Origin of the sequence: Streptomyces sp. Tu 3180 (assembly GCF_009852415.1) — a bacterium.
GTDB lineage: Bacteria > Actinomycetota > Actinomycetes > Streptomycetales > Streptomycetaceae > Streptomyces.
Map to the genome: position 1 here is coordinate 3,989,568 of NZ_WOXS01000002.1, position 14,876 is coordinate 4,004,443.

A 14,876-nucleotide genomic window follows, 5' to 3' on the forward strand; every position below is an offset into this window, starting at 1 on the left:
GAGGTTGCGTTTCCCTGATGTCCAGTCACCACACCGCGCCCGCGCGGGAACCAGCACGGCTACCGTCGTACGTGGAGTACACGGAGCACGAGGTGTTTCCGCACGACGCTGAGGGGGCGTACGCGGTATGAGTCTCGGAGACGAGCACGAGACCTCCGGTGGGTACGGCGGCACGGGCCAGACCCGCACCCGCCTGCCGGAAAGAGGCGGCGACCCGTACGGCGGCGCGCGCAGAGGCGGCCGTTCGTCGTCGCGCAGCCTGGTCACGGTCGTCGGCGTGGTGGTCCTCCTCATCGCCGCGATCGCCTTCGCGAACCGCGGGGGCGACGCCTCCTCCTCGGCGGACGACTCCGACGACTCCCCCAAGGCGGCGGCGACGGCCCCGTCGGGGAAGAAGCCGGTGGGGGCGAAGTCGGCGGGGATCCCGACCGGATACGCACATGACGCTCAGGGTGCGCAGAGCGCGGCGGCCAACTACTCCGTCGCGCTGGGGTCCGCCGAAATGTTCGACAAGAGCCGGCGGCGCGAGATCATCACCACCGTGTACGCCCCGGACGTCGCCGCCGCCCGGCAGGCCGACCTGGACAAGGCTTACTCCAGCGGTGAGTTCCTCACCAACATCGGTCTCGACAAGGACGGCAGGGCACCTGCCGGACAGACCTTCGTCTCACGGGTGGTCCCCGTGGGCACCAAGGTGACGGCCTCCGGCTCCAGCACCGCCACCGTCGAGGTCTGGTACACCTCACTGTTCGGTTTGTCCGGCGAGGGCTCGACCAACCCGGTGACCGAAAGCTGGTACACCACCACATACCAGCTGAAGTGGATCGACAACGACTGGAAGGTCACCGACTTCCAGCAGAAGGACGGACCGGTCCCGGTCGGGCGCGACCAGAAGGCCTCCACCGCCGACGACATGACGAAGGCTGTCGAGGAGTACGGAGGGTTCACATATGCGCGCTAGCCACCGCTTCCTCAGGCTCACAGCCGTGGTCACCGCCGTGCAGGCCACCGCTGTGCTGTTTGCAACCCGAGCCGCCGCGGCACCCACACCGACGCCCACGCCGACGGGCAGCAACGACCCCTGTGACCTCATCCGCGGCCCCGCCAAGGAGTACTGCGAGCGAGGCGAGGACGGAGACGGCGGCGGCTCCAGCACCCTCGACGAGCCCACCTCCACCCTCGACCCCCTCGCCTCCCTCGCCCAGGGCTGCGCCGACGCCGCCTCCTGGACCGTCAAGCAGCTCAGCGAGGCCGTGGAGGAGACCGCGGACGTCGACTTCACGAACGACACGTTCCTCAAGCAGTACGCCGTCGTCTTCGCCGCGTCGACGATCCTCACCCTCCTCCTCTGGCTGCTCGCGGTCGCCAAGAGGGCGGTGCGGGGCGTCCCCCTCACCACCGCCCTCTCCGAGGCCATCGGCTTCCTCTGGCTGACCGTGCTCGCCTCGGCCTTCACCCCGCTGATCCTCTACACCGTCGTCTCGGCCACCGACGGCGTCACCGACGTGCTCGCGAAGGCGACCGGCGACCAGACGGACACCTTCTTCGGCACCTTCTCCGCAGCCCTGGAGAAGGGCGACGACATCGGCGGCGGCCCGATCATGCTGATCGTGGTGTCCCTGGTCTCCATCCTCGCCGCCGGCGTCCTCTGGCTGGAGCTGGTCATCCGCGCCGCCCTGCTCTACGTCGGCGCCCTCCTCGGCACCGTCGTCTACGCGGGCCTCGTCGACAAGAACCTGTGGGGCCACGTCCGCCGCTGGGCGGGCATCATGATCGCGGTGATCCTCGTGAAGCCCGTGATCGTGATCGTGCTCGGCCTCGCCGGCGCGCTGTCCGCCGGCGACGGCCCCGACGCCTTCTCCGCCGTCGTCTCCGGACTGGCGATCATCCTGCTCGCCATCTTCGCGTCCGCGATGATCTACCGCTTCGTCCCCGGCTTCGGCGACGAACTCGCCAACTCCCGCAACAACCGCCTCATGCAGGGCGCCGAGGGCAAGGCCGCCGCCGTCATGAGCTCCCCGGCGACCCTGGTCGCGCAGGGCATCAAGACCCACAGCGGCCGCACCGACCACAACAACGGCGGAACCGGCCCCCGCCCCTCCAACCCCGCCTCCGGCGGAGTCGCCGCGCACAGCTCGCGCACCTCGAACGGCGGCGGACCTGTCCCCTCCGCCGCCCCCGCACCCCGCTCGAGCAGCAGTCCGGTGAACACCCCACACGCCAGCAGCACCCGCAACAGCAGTACCAACCGCACGGGAGGTGAAGGGCGTTGACGACCGAGTCCCACCTGTCCCATCCGGTCACGCCCCGCCGTACGTATCTGATCGGCCGCGCCCGGCCGAACGCGATCGTCGGACGCAATCGGGAGACCGGAGAGATCGCGCTGATCGTCGTGGGCGCGTTCCTCGGCATGATGTGCGGGCTCCTCGTCCCCGTCCTGTCCGTGCGGATCGTGCTCCTCGTCGGCCTGCCGATGCTGGCGCTGGCCGCGGTGTACGTGCCGTACAAGCACCGCACGTTCTACAAGTGGTTCGAGATCAACCGCAGTTACAAGCGCATCCTGCGCCGGGGCACCGCCTACCGCTCCGGTGCCGCCGAGGCCGGCACCCGGCTGGACGGACGCGAGGTGGAGATCGGGCCGCCGCCCGGCATCGGACGGATCACCTGGCTCTCCGCGCCCTTCGGGCCGGACGAGATCGCCGTCCTGCTGCACGCGGACCGCAAGACCGTCACCGCCGCCATCGAGATCGAGGGCCCCGGCGTCGGACTGCGCGACTCCGAGGACCAGGAGGCCCTCGTCGACCGCTTCGGCACCCTGCTCAAGCACGTCGCCAACGGCGACGGCTTCGTCACCCGCCTCCAGATGCTCGCCCGCACCCTGCCCGCCGACCCCGACGCCCACGCCAAGGACGTCGCCGTCCGCGGCGACGACAGGTCGCCGGTCTGGCTGCAGCAGTCGTACGACCAGCTGCAGTCGATGGTGTCGACCAGCAGCGAGCAGCACCGCGCCTACCTCGTCGCCTGCATGCACTACACGCGCGAGCTGGCCGCCGAGGCGAACGCCATGGCGCGGGCGATGCGCGGCCAGGGCGGCGGCAAGGTGGACCGCGACGCCGGACTCGCCGTCGTCATGGCCCGTGAGCTGACCGACATCTGCTCCCGGCTCCAGGAGGCCGACATCCGCGTACGGCAGCCGCTCGGCCAGAGCAGACTGTCCTCGCTGATCCACTCCATGTACGACCCGGACCACCCGATCGACCACATCCAGGCGATGAGCAAGCGCAACGCCTGGCCGGCCGAGCTGGACGCCGTGGAGCCCACCTACCTCCAGGCCAAGACCCGCGAGTCCGCGACCCGCGCCCCCTGGTGCCACGCCACCGCCTGGATCAAGGAGTGGCCGATGACCCCGGTCGGCGTCAACTTCCTGGCCCCGCTCCTCGTCCACACCCCGGACGTGATCCGCACGGTCGCCGTCACGATGGACCTCGAACCCACCGAGATCGCCATCGAGCGCATGCTGACCGAGAAGACCAACGACGTGGCGGAGGCGTCCCGCGCCGCCAAGATGAACCGCACCGTCGACCCGCGCGACATCGCCGCCCACAGCCGCCTCGACCAGCGCGGCGAGGACCTCGCCAGCGGCGCGGCCGGCGTCAACCTGGTCGGCTACATCACCGTCTCCTCCCGCTCCCCCGAGGCCCTGGCCCGTGACAAGCGGACCATACGGGCCTCGGCCGGAAAGTCGTACCTGAAGCTGGAGTGGTGCGACCGCGAGCACCACCGGGCCTTCGTGAACACACTCCCGTTCGCCACCGGCATTCGAAGGTAGGGGCTGAGCCGATATGCGGGATCCGCTGTCCGTCGTCACCGACGCCTTCACGTCCTTCCTGTTCGGGAAGGTCGAGACGACACGGCTGCCGGTGCGCACGTCCACCGGCCAGGCACAGGCGGTCTACCTGCCGACCGCCGCGCCCGGCCTCGGCGACTCCGGCGTCATCATCGGCCGCGAGGTCTACTCCGGGAAGGGCTACATCTACGACCCCTTCCAGCTCTACGGCCAGCAGCTCCCCGCCCCCCACTGGCTGGTCCTCGGGGAGTCGGGAAACGGCAAGTCGGCCCTGGAGAAGACGTACGTCCTGCGCCAGCTGCGCTTCCGCGACCGCCAGGTCGTCGTCCTGGACGCGCAGGGCGAGGACGGCGTCGGCGAGTGGAACCTCATCGCGCAGGAGCTGGGCATCACCCCCATCCGGCTGGACCCGATGGCCGCCCTGGACCACGGCATCCGGCTCAACCCGCTCGACCCGTCGATCACGACGACCGGGCAGCTGGCCCTGCTGCGGACCATCATCGAGGTCGCGATGGGCCACGGCCTGGACGAGCGCTCCGGCTTCGCGCTCAAGGTCGCGCACGCCTACGTCAACGAGACGATCGTCGAACGCCAGCCGGTCCTCTCCGACATCGTCGAGCAACTGCGCCACCCCGAACCGGAGTCGGCGGAGGCGATGAACGTCGCCATAGACGACGTGCGGGCCTGGGGCCTGGACGTCGCCCTGGTCCTGGACCGCCTGGTCGACGGTGACCTGCGCGGCATGTTCGACGGCCCCACCACCGTCGGCATCGACCTGGACGCCCCGCTCATCGTCTTCGACCTGTCCCACATCGACCGCAACTCCATCGCCATGCCGATCCTGATGGCGATCGTCGGCGTGTGGCTGGAGCACACCTGGATCCGCCCCGACCGGAAGAAGCGCATCTTCCTGGTCGAGGAGGCCTGGCACATCATCAACAGCCCGTTCGTGGCCCAGCTGTTCCAGCGCCTGCTGAAGTTCGGCCGGCGGCTCGGCCTGTCCTTCGTCGCGGTCGTCCACCACCTGTCCGACGTGGTGGACGGAGCGGCGGCGAAGGAGGCGGCGGCCATCCTGAAGATGGCCTCGACCCGCACCATCTACGCCCAGAAGGCGGACGAGGCGAGGGCGACCGGGCGGGTCCTGGGCCTGCCCCGCTGGGCCGTGGAGATCATCCCGACCCTCACGCCCGGCATCGCGGTCTGGGACGTCAACGGCAACGTCCAGGTGGTCAAGCACCTGGTCACCGAGACCGAACGCCCGCTGGTCTTCACCGACCGCGCGATGACCGAGTCCTCCGTCGACCTGTCCGACGACGCCCTGCGCGCCGCCGAGCTGGAGGCGGAGGAGCGGGCGGCGGCCTTCGTGGAGCAGCACGTCGGGGACTCCGAGTCGACGGTGGCCTAGGGACGGCCCGGGGACGGCGCAGGGATGAGGGTGTACGGGGAGGACGCGTGAGACCGGACGACCACCGCGGGCCCGGCGGGTCCGGCCGGGCCGGCCAGGGCGGCATCCCGGACGGGCTGCTGCTCGGCCTCATCGCGTTCCTGCTCGGCATGACCCTGCTGGTGTGGACGGCCACGGGCCTCGCGGGCCTCTTCTCCCACGGCTCCTGGCCGTCCGGCGTGACCTTCGCCCGCACCCCCCTGGCCATGCGCCGCCTCGTCGCCCAGCCGCAGGACATCCCCGGCGCCTGGCCCGGTACTCCCGCGTCCGACCTCTCGGGCTACGGCCTGTTCTGGGGCCTGCTCATCGGTCAGCTGATGGTGCTGACCGTCCTGGCGGTGTTCGTCGTGGGCACGGTGGCCCGCTGGAGGGCGGTGCGGAAACGGCGCCGGGCCGGACGGACCGCGACGGCCGCACCGGAGCCCCCGGCACCGCAGCAGCTGCACGAGGTGCCGACACCGAGGGTGTCCGAGGAGGAGCGACCGGCCCACGAGAAGCCCACGACCGTGCCCGCGTCCGTGCCCGTGGCCGTGCCCGCGTCCACCGGCGGACGGGCGGACGGATGGGACACCCCCCGCGCCGAAGGCGCGGTGCGCTACGGCCCGCCGGCCGTCCGCCGCACCACCGCGGCCCGGGCCGTACGGGACGCGGAGGGCCCCGCCCTCGTCCTCACCTCGAACCCGGCCCTCTGGCAGGACACCAAGGACGCCCGGGCCAAACTGGGCCCCGTCCACCTCTACGACCCCACCCACCTCTGCGACACCCCGGCACGCCTCCACTGGTCCCCCACCACCGCCTGCGAGGACAAGGACACGGCCGCCTCCAGGGCAGCCGCCCTCCTGGCCCCCGTACGCCCCACCTCCCGCCTGGACCAGGCGGTCAGCGACACCGCCACGACCCTCCTGCGCAGCTACCTGCACGCCGCGGCCATCGACGGCCGCACCATCCGCCACGTCCACCGCTGGGCCCAGGGCGCCCAGGTCCAGGACGCCGTACGCGTCCTGCGCACCCACCCCAGGGCCGCCCCCGGCGCCGCGGGCGAACTCGAGGCGGCCCTCACCGCCCACCCCGAACGCCGGGACATGGCCCAGCAGCTGACCACCCGCGCGCTGTCCGCCCTGTCCACGGTCAACGTCCGCGAGGCGTGCACTCCCAATCGAACCGATGCCCTCGCCTTGGATTCCTTTGTCCAAGAAGGGGGAACACTTTATGTCGTGGGCGAATCCATCGAGGACCCCCGCACCAGCCCGGGCGCGATGCCCCTGCTGACGGCCCTCGCCTCACACGTGGTCGAGCACGGCCGGCGCATGGCCGAACGGTCATCCTCCGGTCGGCTCGACCCACCACTCACCCTCGTCCTGGACGACGTCGCGGCCGTGGCTCCGCTCCCCCAGCTCCCGGAGCTGCTGGCCACCGGAGCGGACCGGGGCATGCCCGCCCTGGCCCTGCTCAGGTCCCGCGAACAGGGCCGGTCCCGCTGGCCGCACGACGAACTGCCGGTCTGACGCGCCGGTCCGACGACCGACCGCCGGTGCGACGACGAGCTACGCGTCCGGCCGCGGGCGCTCGACGACCATCTCCAGCTCGCGCTCCTCCGGCTTCCCCGCCAGTGGCACGGTCACTCCGCTCTCCGTGAACCCCGCCTTGCGGTAGAAGCCCAGCGCCCGCGCGTTCCGCGGATGCACGATGAGCCGCACGCGCTCCGTCCCGCGCCCCCACGCCCACTCCAGCGCGGCGTCGAACAACGCCCGGGCCACCCCGCTCCCCCGGTACCCGGGCGCCACGTACACCCCGACGAGGTGCCCCTGCCGCCGCTCGACGGGGAACCCCGCCCAGTCCGTCGACCCGGCCTCCTCGATCAGCACGGAGACCGTGCCCGCCCAGGACCCGTCCGCCGCCTCGGCGACGAACTGCCGCACCCCGCCCGCGTCCTGCGCGCCCCTCGCCGTCCGCTCCCGCCAGTAGGAGTCGGGCCGGGCCACCGCCTCCTCGTAGGTCTCCAGATACGCGAGGTGCGCCACCGGATCCCGCAGCGCCCTCAGCCGCGACTCCTTCGCCACCGCCCACTCCTCGGCGCGCACCGGCCTGATCACGTGGTCCTCGAAGGACGTGCTCCCCATGCCGGCCACCGTAGTACCGGGGTACCACGGCCCTCACCCCGAATACGGCCCGCGGTCCGACGCCCCCCGCCCCCGGGCGGACGAGCATCGAAGCATGATTACGGCACAGGAACTCACCAAACGCTACGGCGACCGGACCGTCGTCACCGACCTGTCCTTCACCGTCCGCCCCGGCACCGTCACCGGCTTCCTCGGCCCCAACGGCGCCGGCAAGTCCACCACCCTGCGGATGGTCCTCGGCCTGGACGCCCCCACCCGCGGCCACGCCACCGTCGGCGGCCGCTCCTACGCCGCCCACCCCGCACCCCTCACCGAGGTCGGCGCCCTGCTGGAGGCCCGCTCCGTCCACCCCGGCCGCACCGCCCACCACCACCTGCGCGCCCTCGCCCTCACCCACGGCATCCCGAGGAGCCGCGTCGAACACGTCCTGGGCCTCACCGGCCTCACCGACGTCGCCCACCGCCGCGTCAAGGGCTTCTCCCTCGGCATGGGACAGCGCCTCGGCATCGCCGCCGCCCTGCTCGGCGACCCGGCCGCCGTCGTCCTCGACGAGCCGGTCAACGGCCTCGACCCGGAGGGCGTCCTGTGGATCCGCACCCTCCTCAAGTCCCTGGCCGCCGAAGGCCGCACGGTCCTCGTCTCCTCCCACCTGATGAGCGAGATGGCCCTCACCGCCGAGCACCTGGTCATCATCGGCCGCGGCCGGCTCCTCGCCGACACCACGGTCACCGACTTCGTACGCCACTCCGGCACGGGCACCGTCAAGGTCGTCACCCCGGACGCCGCCGACCTCGTGCGGCACCTCACCGCCCCCGGCGTCGGCATCACCGCCGACGCCCCCGGCCGGCTCACCGTGCGCGGCACCGACGCCGAGCACATCGGCCGCACCGCCGCCGCCCACGGCATCCCCCTGTTCGAACTCACCCCGAGCACGGCCTCCCTGGAGGAGGCGTTCATGGACCTCACCCGCGACGCGGTCGAGTACACCGCCACCCCGGAAGGAGCGGCGGCATGAGCACCGCGACCGCCCCCACCGTCACCACCGCCCCGGCGTACCGGGTCACCCCGTCCCGCGTCCTGCGCTCCGAGTGGCACAAGCTGTGGACGCTCCGCTCCACCTGGGTCAACCTCGTCCTCACCGGCGCCCTCACCCTCGCCATGGGCGTGGGCATCAGCGCCGCCTACGACGGCACCGGCGAAGGCGGCCTCGACACGGTCGTCTTCGTCCTCCTCGGCACCCAGTTCGCCACCGTCAACCTCGCCGTCCTGGGCATCCTCGCCACCGCCGGCGAGTACTCCACCGGCCAGATCCGCGCCACCATGACCGCCGTGCCGCGCCGCCTGCCCGTCCTGTGGGCCAAGGCCGCCGTCCTGGCCGCGGTCGCCTTCGTCCTCAGCCTGGGGACCAACCTGCTCACCTTCCCGCTGGCCCAGTCCTTCCTCACCGGCACCGACCAGTCGGCCGCCCTCGGCGACCCCGGCGTCCTGCGCGGCCTCGCCGGCAACGCGGTCGGCCTGACCCTCCTCACCGTCATGGCCCTCGGCCTCGGCGCCGTCGCCCGCTCGATCCCCCTCGCCACCGGCGCCTACATCGGCCTCGTGATGATCCTCCCGGAGGTCCTGCGGATGCTCCCCCACGCCGTCGTCGACGACGCCGTCCGCCACTTCCCCGCCAAGGCCCTGGAGTCCCTCACCGCCGCCCGGACCGGCCCGGACACCACCTCCCCCGGCACCGCCCTGCTCGCCCTGGCCCTGTGGGCGGCGGCCTCCCTCGCGGTGGCCGCGGTGACCCTGCGCCGCCGGGACGTCTGACCGATGCCGCCCACCGTGTTCCCCCCGCCCGACGGACCCACCACCATGAACCCCGTGGCGAACGACCGACGGTCACCGGCGGGGGAACACCCGACGGAACCCCTCACCCAGCACATGCAGCGCCTCACCCAGCGGGCGCGCGCCTTCGACCGGCGCCACCCGCTGCTGTGGGACCTGCACTTCACCGGTTTCTGGGTGACCGCCGCCCTCGTCGACTACACGGGCGGCGGCTGGCGCAACATCACCCACAACCCCGACACCCCCGGCTGGCTCCTGCTCGCCCTGAGCCTCGGCCTGTCCCTCCCCCTCCTGCGGCGCCGCACCCACCCCACGGCGGTCCTGCTCGCCATGGCCCCGTTCGCCCTGGTCAACGCCTGGTCCGGCGCCGCCCTCCAGGCAGCCCTGCTCCAGCTCGTCGTCGTGTACCACATCGCCCTGCGCCTGCCCCTGCGCTCCCTGTGGTGGGCGTCGGCCCTGGTCCTCACCCCGGTGGCGATCTCCACCGCCCGCCACGGGGAGGGCGACTGGAACCAGCAGATCGGTTCGCAACTGACGTCCATCGTCGTGGCGGCCCTCATCGGCGTCACCGTCCGCACCCGCCGGAGCTACACCGAGGCCCTGGAGGACCGCGCCCGCCGCCTCGAGGTCGAACGCGACCAGCAGGCCCGGATCGCCGCCGCAGCCGAACGCGCCCGCATCGCCCGCGAGATGCACGACATCATCGGCCACAACCTCTCCGTCATCACGGGCCTGGCCGACGGCGGCAAGTACGCGGCCGCCAGGTCCCCGCAACGCGCCGCCCAGGCCCTCGACGCCATCGCCGCCACCAGCCGCCAGGCCCTCGGCGAACTGCGCCGCCTCCTGGACGTCCTCCGGGACGAGGAGACGGCCCACCCCGCCGAACGGACCCCCCAGCCCGGCCTCACCGACCTGGACCGGCTCATCGACGGCGTCCGCACCGCGGGCCTCCCCGTCCGCGTCACGGCCGAAGGCCGGCCCGCCCTCCCCCCGGGCCGCCAGCTCACCGTCTACCGCGTCGTCCAGGAGGCCCTCACCAACACCCTCAAGCACGCCGGCCCGAACGCCACCGCCGAGATCGCCCTCTCCTACGGCGACAAGGGCGCCGTCACGGTCACGGTCACCGACACGGGAACCTCCGGGCCGGCCGCCCCCGCCGACGGCCGCGGCCTTCCCGGAATGCGCGAGCGAACCGCCCTGTACGGCGGCACACTTGAGGCCGGCCCCCGCCCCCGCCCCGAACAGGGCTGGCGCGTCCGCCTGCACCTCCCGGAGGAAACCCCGCAGTGACCACCGTCCTCATCGCCGACGACCAGCCCCTCCAGCGCTTCGGCTTCCGGATGCTCCTGGAGAGCCAGGACGACCTGACGGTCCTGGGCGAGGCGGCGAACGGCGCCGAAGCGATCCGCATGACGGCCGAACTGCACCCCGACGTGGTCCTGATGGACGTCCGCATGCCCGGCCTGGACGGCATCGAGGCCACCCGCCGCATCGTCGCCACCGGCGACCGCACCCGCGTCCTGATCCTCACGACCTTCGACCTCGACGAGTACGCCTACGCCGGCCTGCGCGCGGGCGCCTCCGGCTTCCTCGTCAAGGACGCCCAGCCGGAGGAACTCCTCTCCGGCATCCGCTCCGTGGCCACCGGGGACGCGGTCGTCGCCCCGAGCCTGACCCGCCGCCTCCTGGACGCCTACGCCCACCACCTCCCGACGGCCGCCCCGGACCCCGCCATGCCCACCGCCCCCGTCCCCGACCCCCGCCTGACCGCCCTCACCGACCGCGAACGCGAGATCCTCACGGTCATCGGCAGGGGCTGGACCAACACGGAGATCGCCACCCGCCTCCACCTCGCGGAGTCGACGGTGAAGACCCACGTGAGCCGCATCCTGGCGAAGACGGGCTCGAGGGACCGCGTCCAGGCCGTGATCCTGGCCTACGACACCAGACTGGTGGAGCCGTCCCAGAACGGACCGGGGCACGAACAGAGGTAGACACGAACAGAGGTAGAGGGGACACGTGCGCACAACGCTCGATCACCACACGTCCGGCCGGGTTCTCGTCGTGGACCCGGCACTGGGTGAACAGGCGCTGCCCGAGCTGACCGCCCTCACTGACCTCGGCCTGATGCCGGCGGTCAATCTCCGTCACGTTCGACCACGCGGCAGCGCATCGCCTGGGCGTCCGACGACCCGCGCGGTCAGCGAACAACCCTGGACCTGAAACGCAGAAAACCCCCGTGCCGAACGGCACGGGGGTTTTCATCAAGAATTGTTCGGCGGCGTCCTACTCTCCCACAGGGTCCCCCCTGCAGTACCATCGGCGCTGTAAGGCTTAGCTTCCGGGTTCGGAATGTAACCGGGCGTTTCCCCTACGCTATGACCACCGAAACACTATGAAACAATCAACAACCGGCTTCGGGTTGTTCGTGGTTTCAGAACCAACACAGTGGACGCGAGCAACTGAGGACAAGCCCTCGGCCTATTAGTACCGGTCAACTCCACACGTTACCGTGCTTCCATATCCGGCCTATCAACCCAGTCGTCTACTGGGAGCCTTACCCCATCAAGTGGGTGGGAGTCCTCATCTCGAAGCAGGCTTCCCGCTTAGATGCTTTCAGCGGTTATCCCTCCCGAACGTAGCCAACCAGCCATGCCCTTGGCAGAACAACTGGCACACCAGAGGTTCGTCCGTCCCGGTCCTCTCGTACTAGGGACAGCCCTTCTCAAGACTCCTGCGCGCACAGCGGATAGGGACCGAACTGTCTCACGACGTTCTAAACCCAGCTCGCGTACCGCTTTAATGGGCGAACAGCCCAACCCTTGGGACCGACTCCAGCCCCAGGATGCGACGAGCCGACATCGAGGTGCCAAACCATCCCGTCGATATGGACTCTTGGGGAAGATCAGCCTGTTATCCCCGGGGTACCTTTTATCCGTTGAGCGACGGCGCTTCCACAAGCCACCGCCGGATCACTAGTCCCGACTTTCGTCCCTGCTCGACCCGTCGGTCTCACAGTCAAGCTCCCTTGTGCACTTACACTCAACACCTGATTGCCAACCAGGCTGAGGGAACCTTTGGGCGCCTCCGTTACCCTTTAGGAGGCAACCGCCCCAGTTAAACTACCCATCAGACACTGTCCCTGATCCGGATCACGGACCCAGGTTAGACATCCAGCACGACCAGACTGGTATTTCAACGACGACTCCACCCGAACTGGCGTCCGAGCTTCACAGTCTCCCAGCTATCCTACACAAGCCGAACCGAACACCAATATCAAACTGTAGTAAAGGTCCCGGGGTCTTTCCGTCCTGCTGCGCGAAACGAGCATCTTTACTCGTAGTGCAATTTCACCGGGCCTATGGTTGAGACAGTCGAGAAGTCGTTACGCCATTCGTGCAGGTCGGAACTTACCCGACAAGGAATTTCGCTACCTTAGGATGGTTATAGTTACCACCGCCGTTTACTGGCGCTTAAGTTCTCAGCTTCGCCCACCCGAAGGTGAGCTAACCGGTCCCCTTAACGTTCCAGCACCGGGCAGGCGTCAGTCCGTATACATCGCCTTACGGCTTCGCACGGACCTGTGTTTTTAGTAAACAGTCGCTTCTCGCTGGTCTCTGCGGCCACCCCCAGCTCCGGCAGCAAGTGCCGTCACCGGATGTGGCCCCCCTTCTCCCGAAGTTACGGGGGCATTTTGCCGAGTTCCTTAACCATAGTTCACCCGAACGCCTCGGTATTCTCTACCTGACCACCTGAGTCGGTTTAGGGTACGGGCCGCCATGAAACTCGCTAGAGGCTTTTCTCGACAGCATAGGATCATCCACTTCACCACAATCGGCTCGGCATCAGGTCTCACCCTCATGAGTGGCGGATTTGCCTACCACTCGGGCTACACCCTTACCCCGGGACAACCACCGCCCGGGCTGGACTACCTTCCTGCGTCACCCCATCACTCACCTACTAACCGCTTGGGCCGGCGGCTCCACCACTCCCCTTCACCCGAAGGATCCGGGGCGGCTTCACGGCCTTAGCATCACGATGCTCGGTGTTTGACGCTTCACAGCGGGTACCGGAATATCAACCGGTTATCCATCGACTACGCCTGTCGGCCTCGCCTTAGGTCCCGACTTACCCTGGGCAGATCAGCTTGACCCAGGAACCCTTAGTCAATCGGCGCACACGTTTCTCACGTGTGAATCGCTACTCATGCCTGCATTCTCACTCGTCAACCGTCCACAACTCGCTTCCGCGGCTGCTTCACCCGGCAGACGACGCTCCCCTACCCATCACAGCACCCGTTGGGGCTTGTTGCTGCAATGACACGACTTCGGCGGTACGCTTGAGCCCCGCTACATTGTCGGCGCGGAATCACTAGACCAGTGAGCTATTACGCACTCTTTCAAGGGTGGCTGCTTCTAAGCCAACCTCCTGGTTGTCTGTGCGACTCCACATCCTTTCCCACTTAGCGTACGCTTAGGGGCCTTAGTCGATGCTCTGGGCTGTTTCCCTCTCGACCATGGAGCTTATCCCCCACAGTCTCACTGCCGCGCTCTCACTTACCGGCATTCGGAGTTTGGCTAAGGTCAGTAACCCGGTAGGGCCCATCGCCTATCCAGTGCTCTACCTCCGGCAAGAAACACACGACGCTGCACCTAAATGCATTTCGGGGAGAACCAGCTATCACGGAGTTTGATTGGCCTTTCACCCCTAACCACAGGTCATCCCCCAGGTTTTCAACCCTGGTGGGTTCGGTCCTCCACGAAGTCTTACCTCCGCTTCAACCTGCCCATGGCTAGATCACTCCGCTTCGGGTCTTGAGCGTGCTACTGAAGCGCCCTGTTCGGACTCGCTTTCGCTACGGCTACCCCACCCGGGTTAACCTCGCAACACACCGCAAACTCGCAGGCTCATTCTTCAAAAGGCACGCAGTCACGAGACACCAGCAAGCTGATGTCCGACGCTCCCACGGCTTGTAGGCACACGGTTTCAGGTACTATTTCACTCCCCTCCCGGGGTACTTTTCACCATTCCCTCACGGTACTATCCGCTATCGGTCACCAGGGAATATTTAGGCTTAGCGGGTGGTCCCGCCAGATTCACACGGGATTTCTCGGGCCCCGTGCTACTTGGGTGTTTCTCAAGCGAGCCGTACAGATTTCGACTACGGGGGTCTTACCCTCTACGCCGGGCCTTTCGCATGCCCTTCGCCTATCCATACGGTTTCTGACTCGCCGACCAGCCGGCAGACTGATCAAGAGAAATCCCACAACCCCGCATGCGCAACCCCTGCCGGGTCTCACACGCATACGGTTTGGCCTCATCCGGTTTCGCTCGCCACTACTCCCGGAATCACGGTTGTTTTCTCTTCCTGCGGGTACTGAGATGTTTCACTTCCCCGCGTTCCCTCCACACTGCCTATGTGTTCAGCAGCGGGTGACAGCCCATGACGACTGCCGGGTTTCCCCATTCGGACACCCCCGGATCAAAGCCTGGTTGACGACTCCCCGGGGCCTATCGTGGCCTCCCACGTCCTTCATCGGTTCCTGGTGCCAAGGCATCCACCGTGCGCCCTTAAAAACTTGGCCACAGATGCTCGCGTCCACTGTGCAGTTCTCAAACAACGACCAACCACCCG

The 14,876-nt window shown here is 69.0% G+C and carries 11 protein-coding genes and 2 rRNA genes; 10 read left to right on the forward strand and 3 right to left on the reverse strand.

Annotation, left to right across the window (positions count from 1 at the left end; genetic code table 11):
- Positions 1 to 127 precede the first annotated feature (127 nt).
- The 5 genes from GL259_RS18850 to GL259_RS18870 are packed head-to-tail and all read left to right on the forward strand — an operon-like array spanning position 128 to position 6,796.
- Complete coding sequence (locus GL259_RS18850) at positions 128 to 961, forward strand: hypothetical protein (protein ID WP_159534335.1); 834 nt, start codon at positions 128 to 130, stop codon at positions 959 to 961.
- Positions 951 to 2,273: a hypothetical protein gene (locus GL259_RS18855; RefSeq protein WP_159534340.1), complete on the forward strand. Its 1,323-nt coding sequence runs from the start codon at positions 951 to 953 to the stop codon at positions 2,271 to 2,273. Before GL259_RS18850 ends, GL259_RS18855 begins: the two co-directional genes overlap by 11 nt.
- Positions 2,270 to 3,829, forward strand: a complete 1,560-nt coding sequence (locus tag GL259_RS18860; RefSeq protein ID WP_159534342.1) for an SCO6880 family protein — start codon at positions 2,270 to 2,272, stop codon at positions 3,827 to 3,829. The genes GL259_RS18855 and GL259_RS18860 overlap by 4 nt, the downstream gene beginning before the upstream one ends.
- Positions 3,830 to 3,842: 13 nt before the next feature.
- Positions 3,843 to 5,252, forward strand: coding sequence for an ATP-binding protein (locus tag GL259_RS18865; RefSeq protein WP_159534344.1), 1,410 nt, complete (start codon positions 3,843 to 3,845; stop codon positions 5,250 to 5,252).
- Positions 5,253 to 5,299: 47 nt separating this feature from the next.
- The gene (locus GL259_RS18870; RefSeq protein ID WP_159534346.1) at positions 5,300 to 6,796 is read left to right on the forward strand and encodes a TraM recognition domain-containing protein; all 1,497 of its coding nucleotides are present in this window, start codon (positions 5,300 to 5,302) and stop codon (positions 6,794 to 6,796) included.
- Positions 6,797 to 6,835: 39 nt separating this feature from the next.
- On the opposite strand, the gene GL259_RS18875 is transcribed toward GL259_RS18870, so the two are convergent.
- Positions 6,836 to 7,411, reverse strand: coding sequence for a GNAT family N-acetyltransferase (locus GL259_RS18875; RefSeq protein WP_159534348.1), 576 nt, complete (start codon positions 7,409 to 7,411; stop codon positions 6,836 to 6,838).
- Between the two features lie 94 nt (positions 7,412 to 7,505).
- Here GL259_RS18875 and GL259_RS18880 point away from each other — a divergent pair, with 94 nt between their 5' ends.
- The 5 genes from GL259_RS18880 to GL259_RS18900 are packed head-to-tail and all read left to right on the forward strand — an operon-like array spanning position 7,506 to position 11,464.
- On the forward strand, positions 7,506 to 8,426 hold the full coding sequence (locus GL259_RS18880; protein WP_159534350.1) for an ATP-binding cassette domain-containing protein: 921 nt from the start codon (positions 7,506 to 7,508) through the stop codon (positions 8,424 to 8,426).
- Positions 8,423 to 9,223, forward strand: a complete 801-nt coding sequence (locus tag GL259_RS18885; protein WP_159534352.1) for an ABC transporter permease — start codon at positions 8,423 to 8,425, stop codon at positions 9,221 to 9,223. The genes GL259_RS18880 and GL259_RS18885 overlap by 4 nt, the downstream gene beginning before the upstream one ends.
- Before the next feature lie 45 nt (positions 9,224 to 9,268).
- Positions 9,269 to 10,531, forward strand: coding sequence for a sensor histidine kinase (locus GL259_RS18890; RefSeq protein WP_243762333.1), 1,263 nt, complete (start codon positions 9,269 to 9,271; stop codon positions 10,529 to 10,531).
- Positions 10,528 to 11,235 carry a response regulator transcription factor gene (locus GL259_RS18895; RefSeq protein WP_159534356.1) on the forward strand — a complete coding sequence of 236 codons (708 nt, stop codon included), beginning with the start codon at positions 10,528 to 10,530 and terminating at the stop codon, positions 11,233 to 11,235. The genes GL259_RS18890 and GL259_RS18895 overlap by 4 nt, the downstream gene beginning before the upstream one ends.
- A 25-nt stretch (positions 11,236 to 11,260) precedes the next feature.
- Positions 11,261 to 11,464 carry a hypothetical protein gene (locus tag GL259_RS18900; protein WP_159534358.1) on the forward strand — a complete coding sequence of 68 codons (204 nt, stop codon included), beginning with the start codon at positions 11,261 to 11,263 and terminating at the stop codon, positions 11,462 to 11,464.
- Positions 11,465 to 11,514: 50 nt separating this feature from the next.
- Here the strand turns inward: GL259_RS18900 and rrf are convergent.
- Together rrf and GL259_RS18910 are read right to left on the reverse strand one after the other, a co-directional pair.
- Positions 11,515 to 11,631 (reverse strand): 5S ribosomal RNA (rrf, locus tag GL259_RS18905).
- 74 nt (positions 11,632 to 11,705) lie between these two features.
- Positions 11,706 to 14,826 (reverse strand): 23S ribosomal RNA (locus tag GL259_RS18910).
- Positions 14,827 to 14,876: the final 50 nt, after the last annotated feature.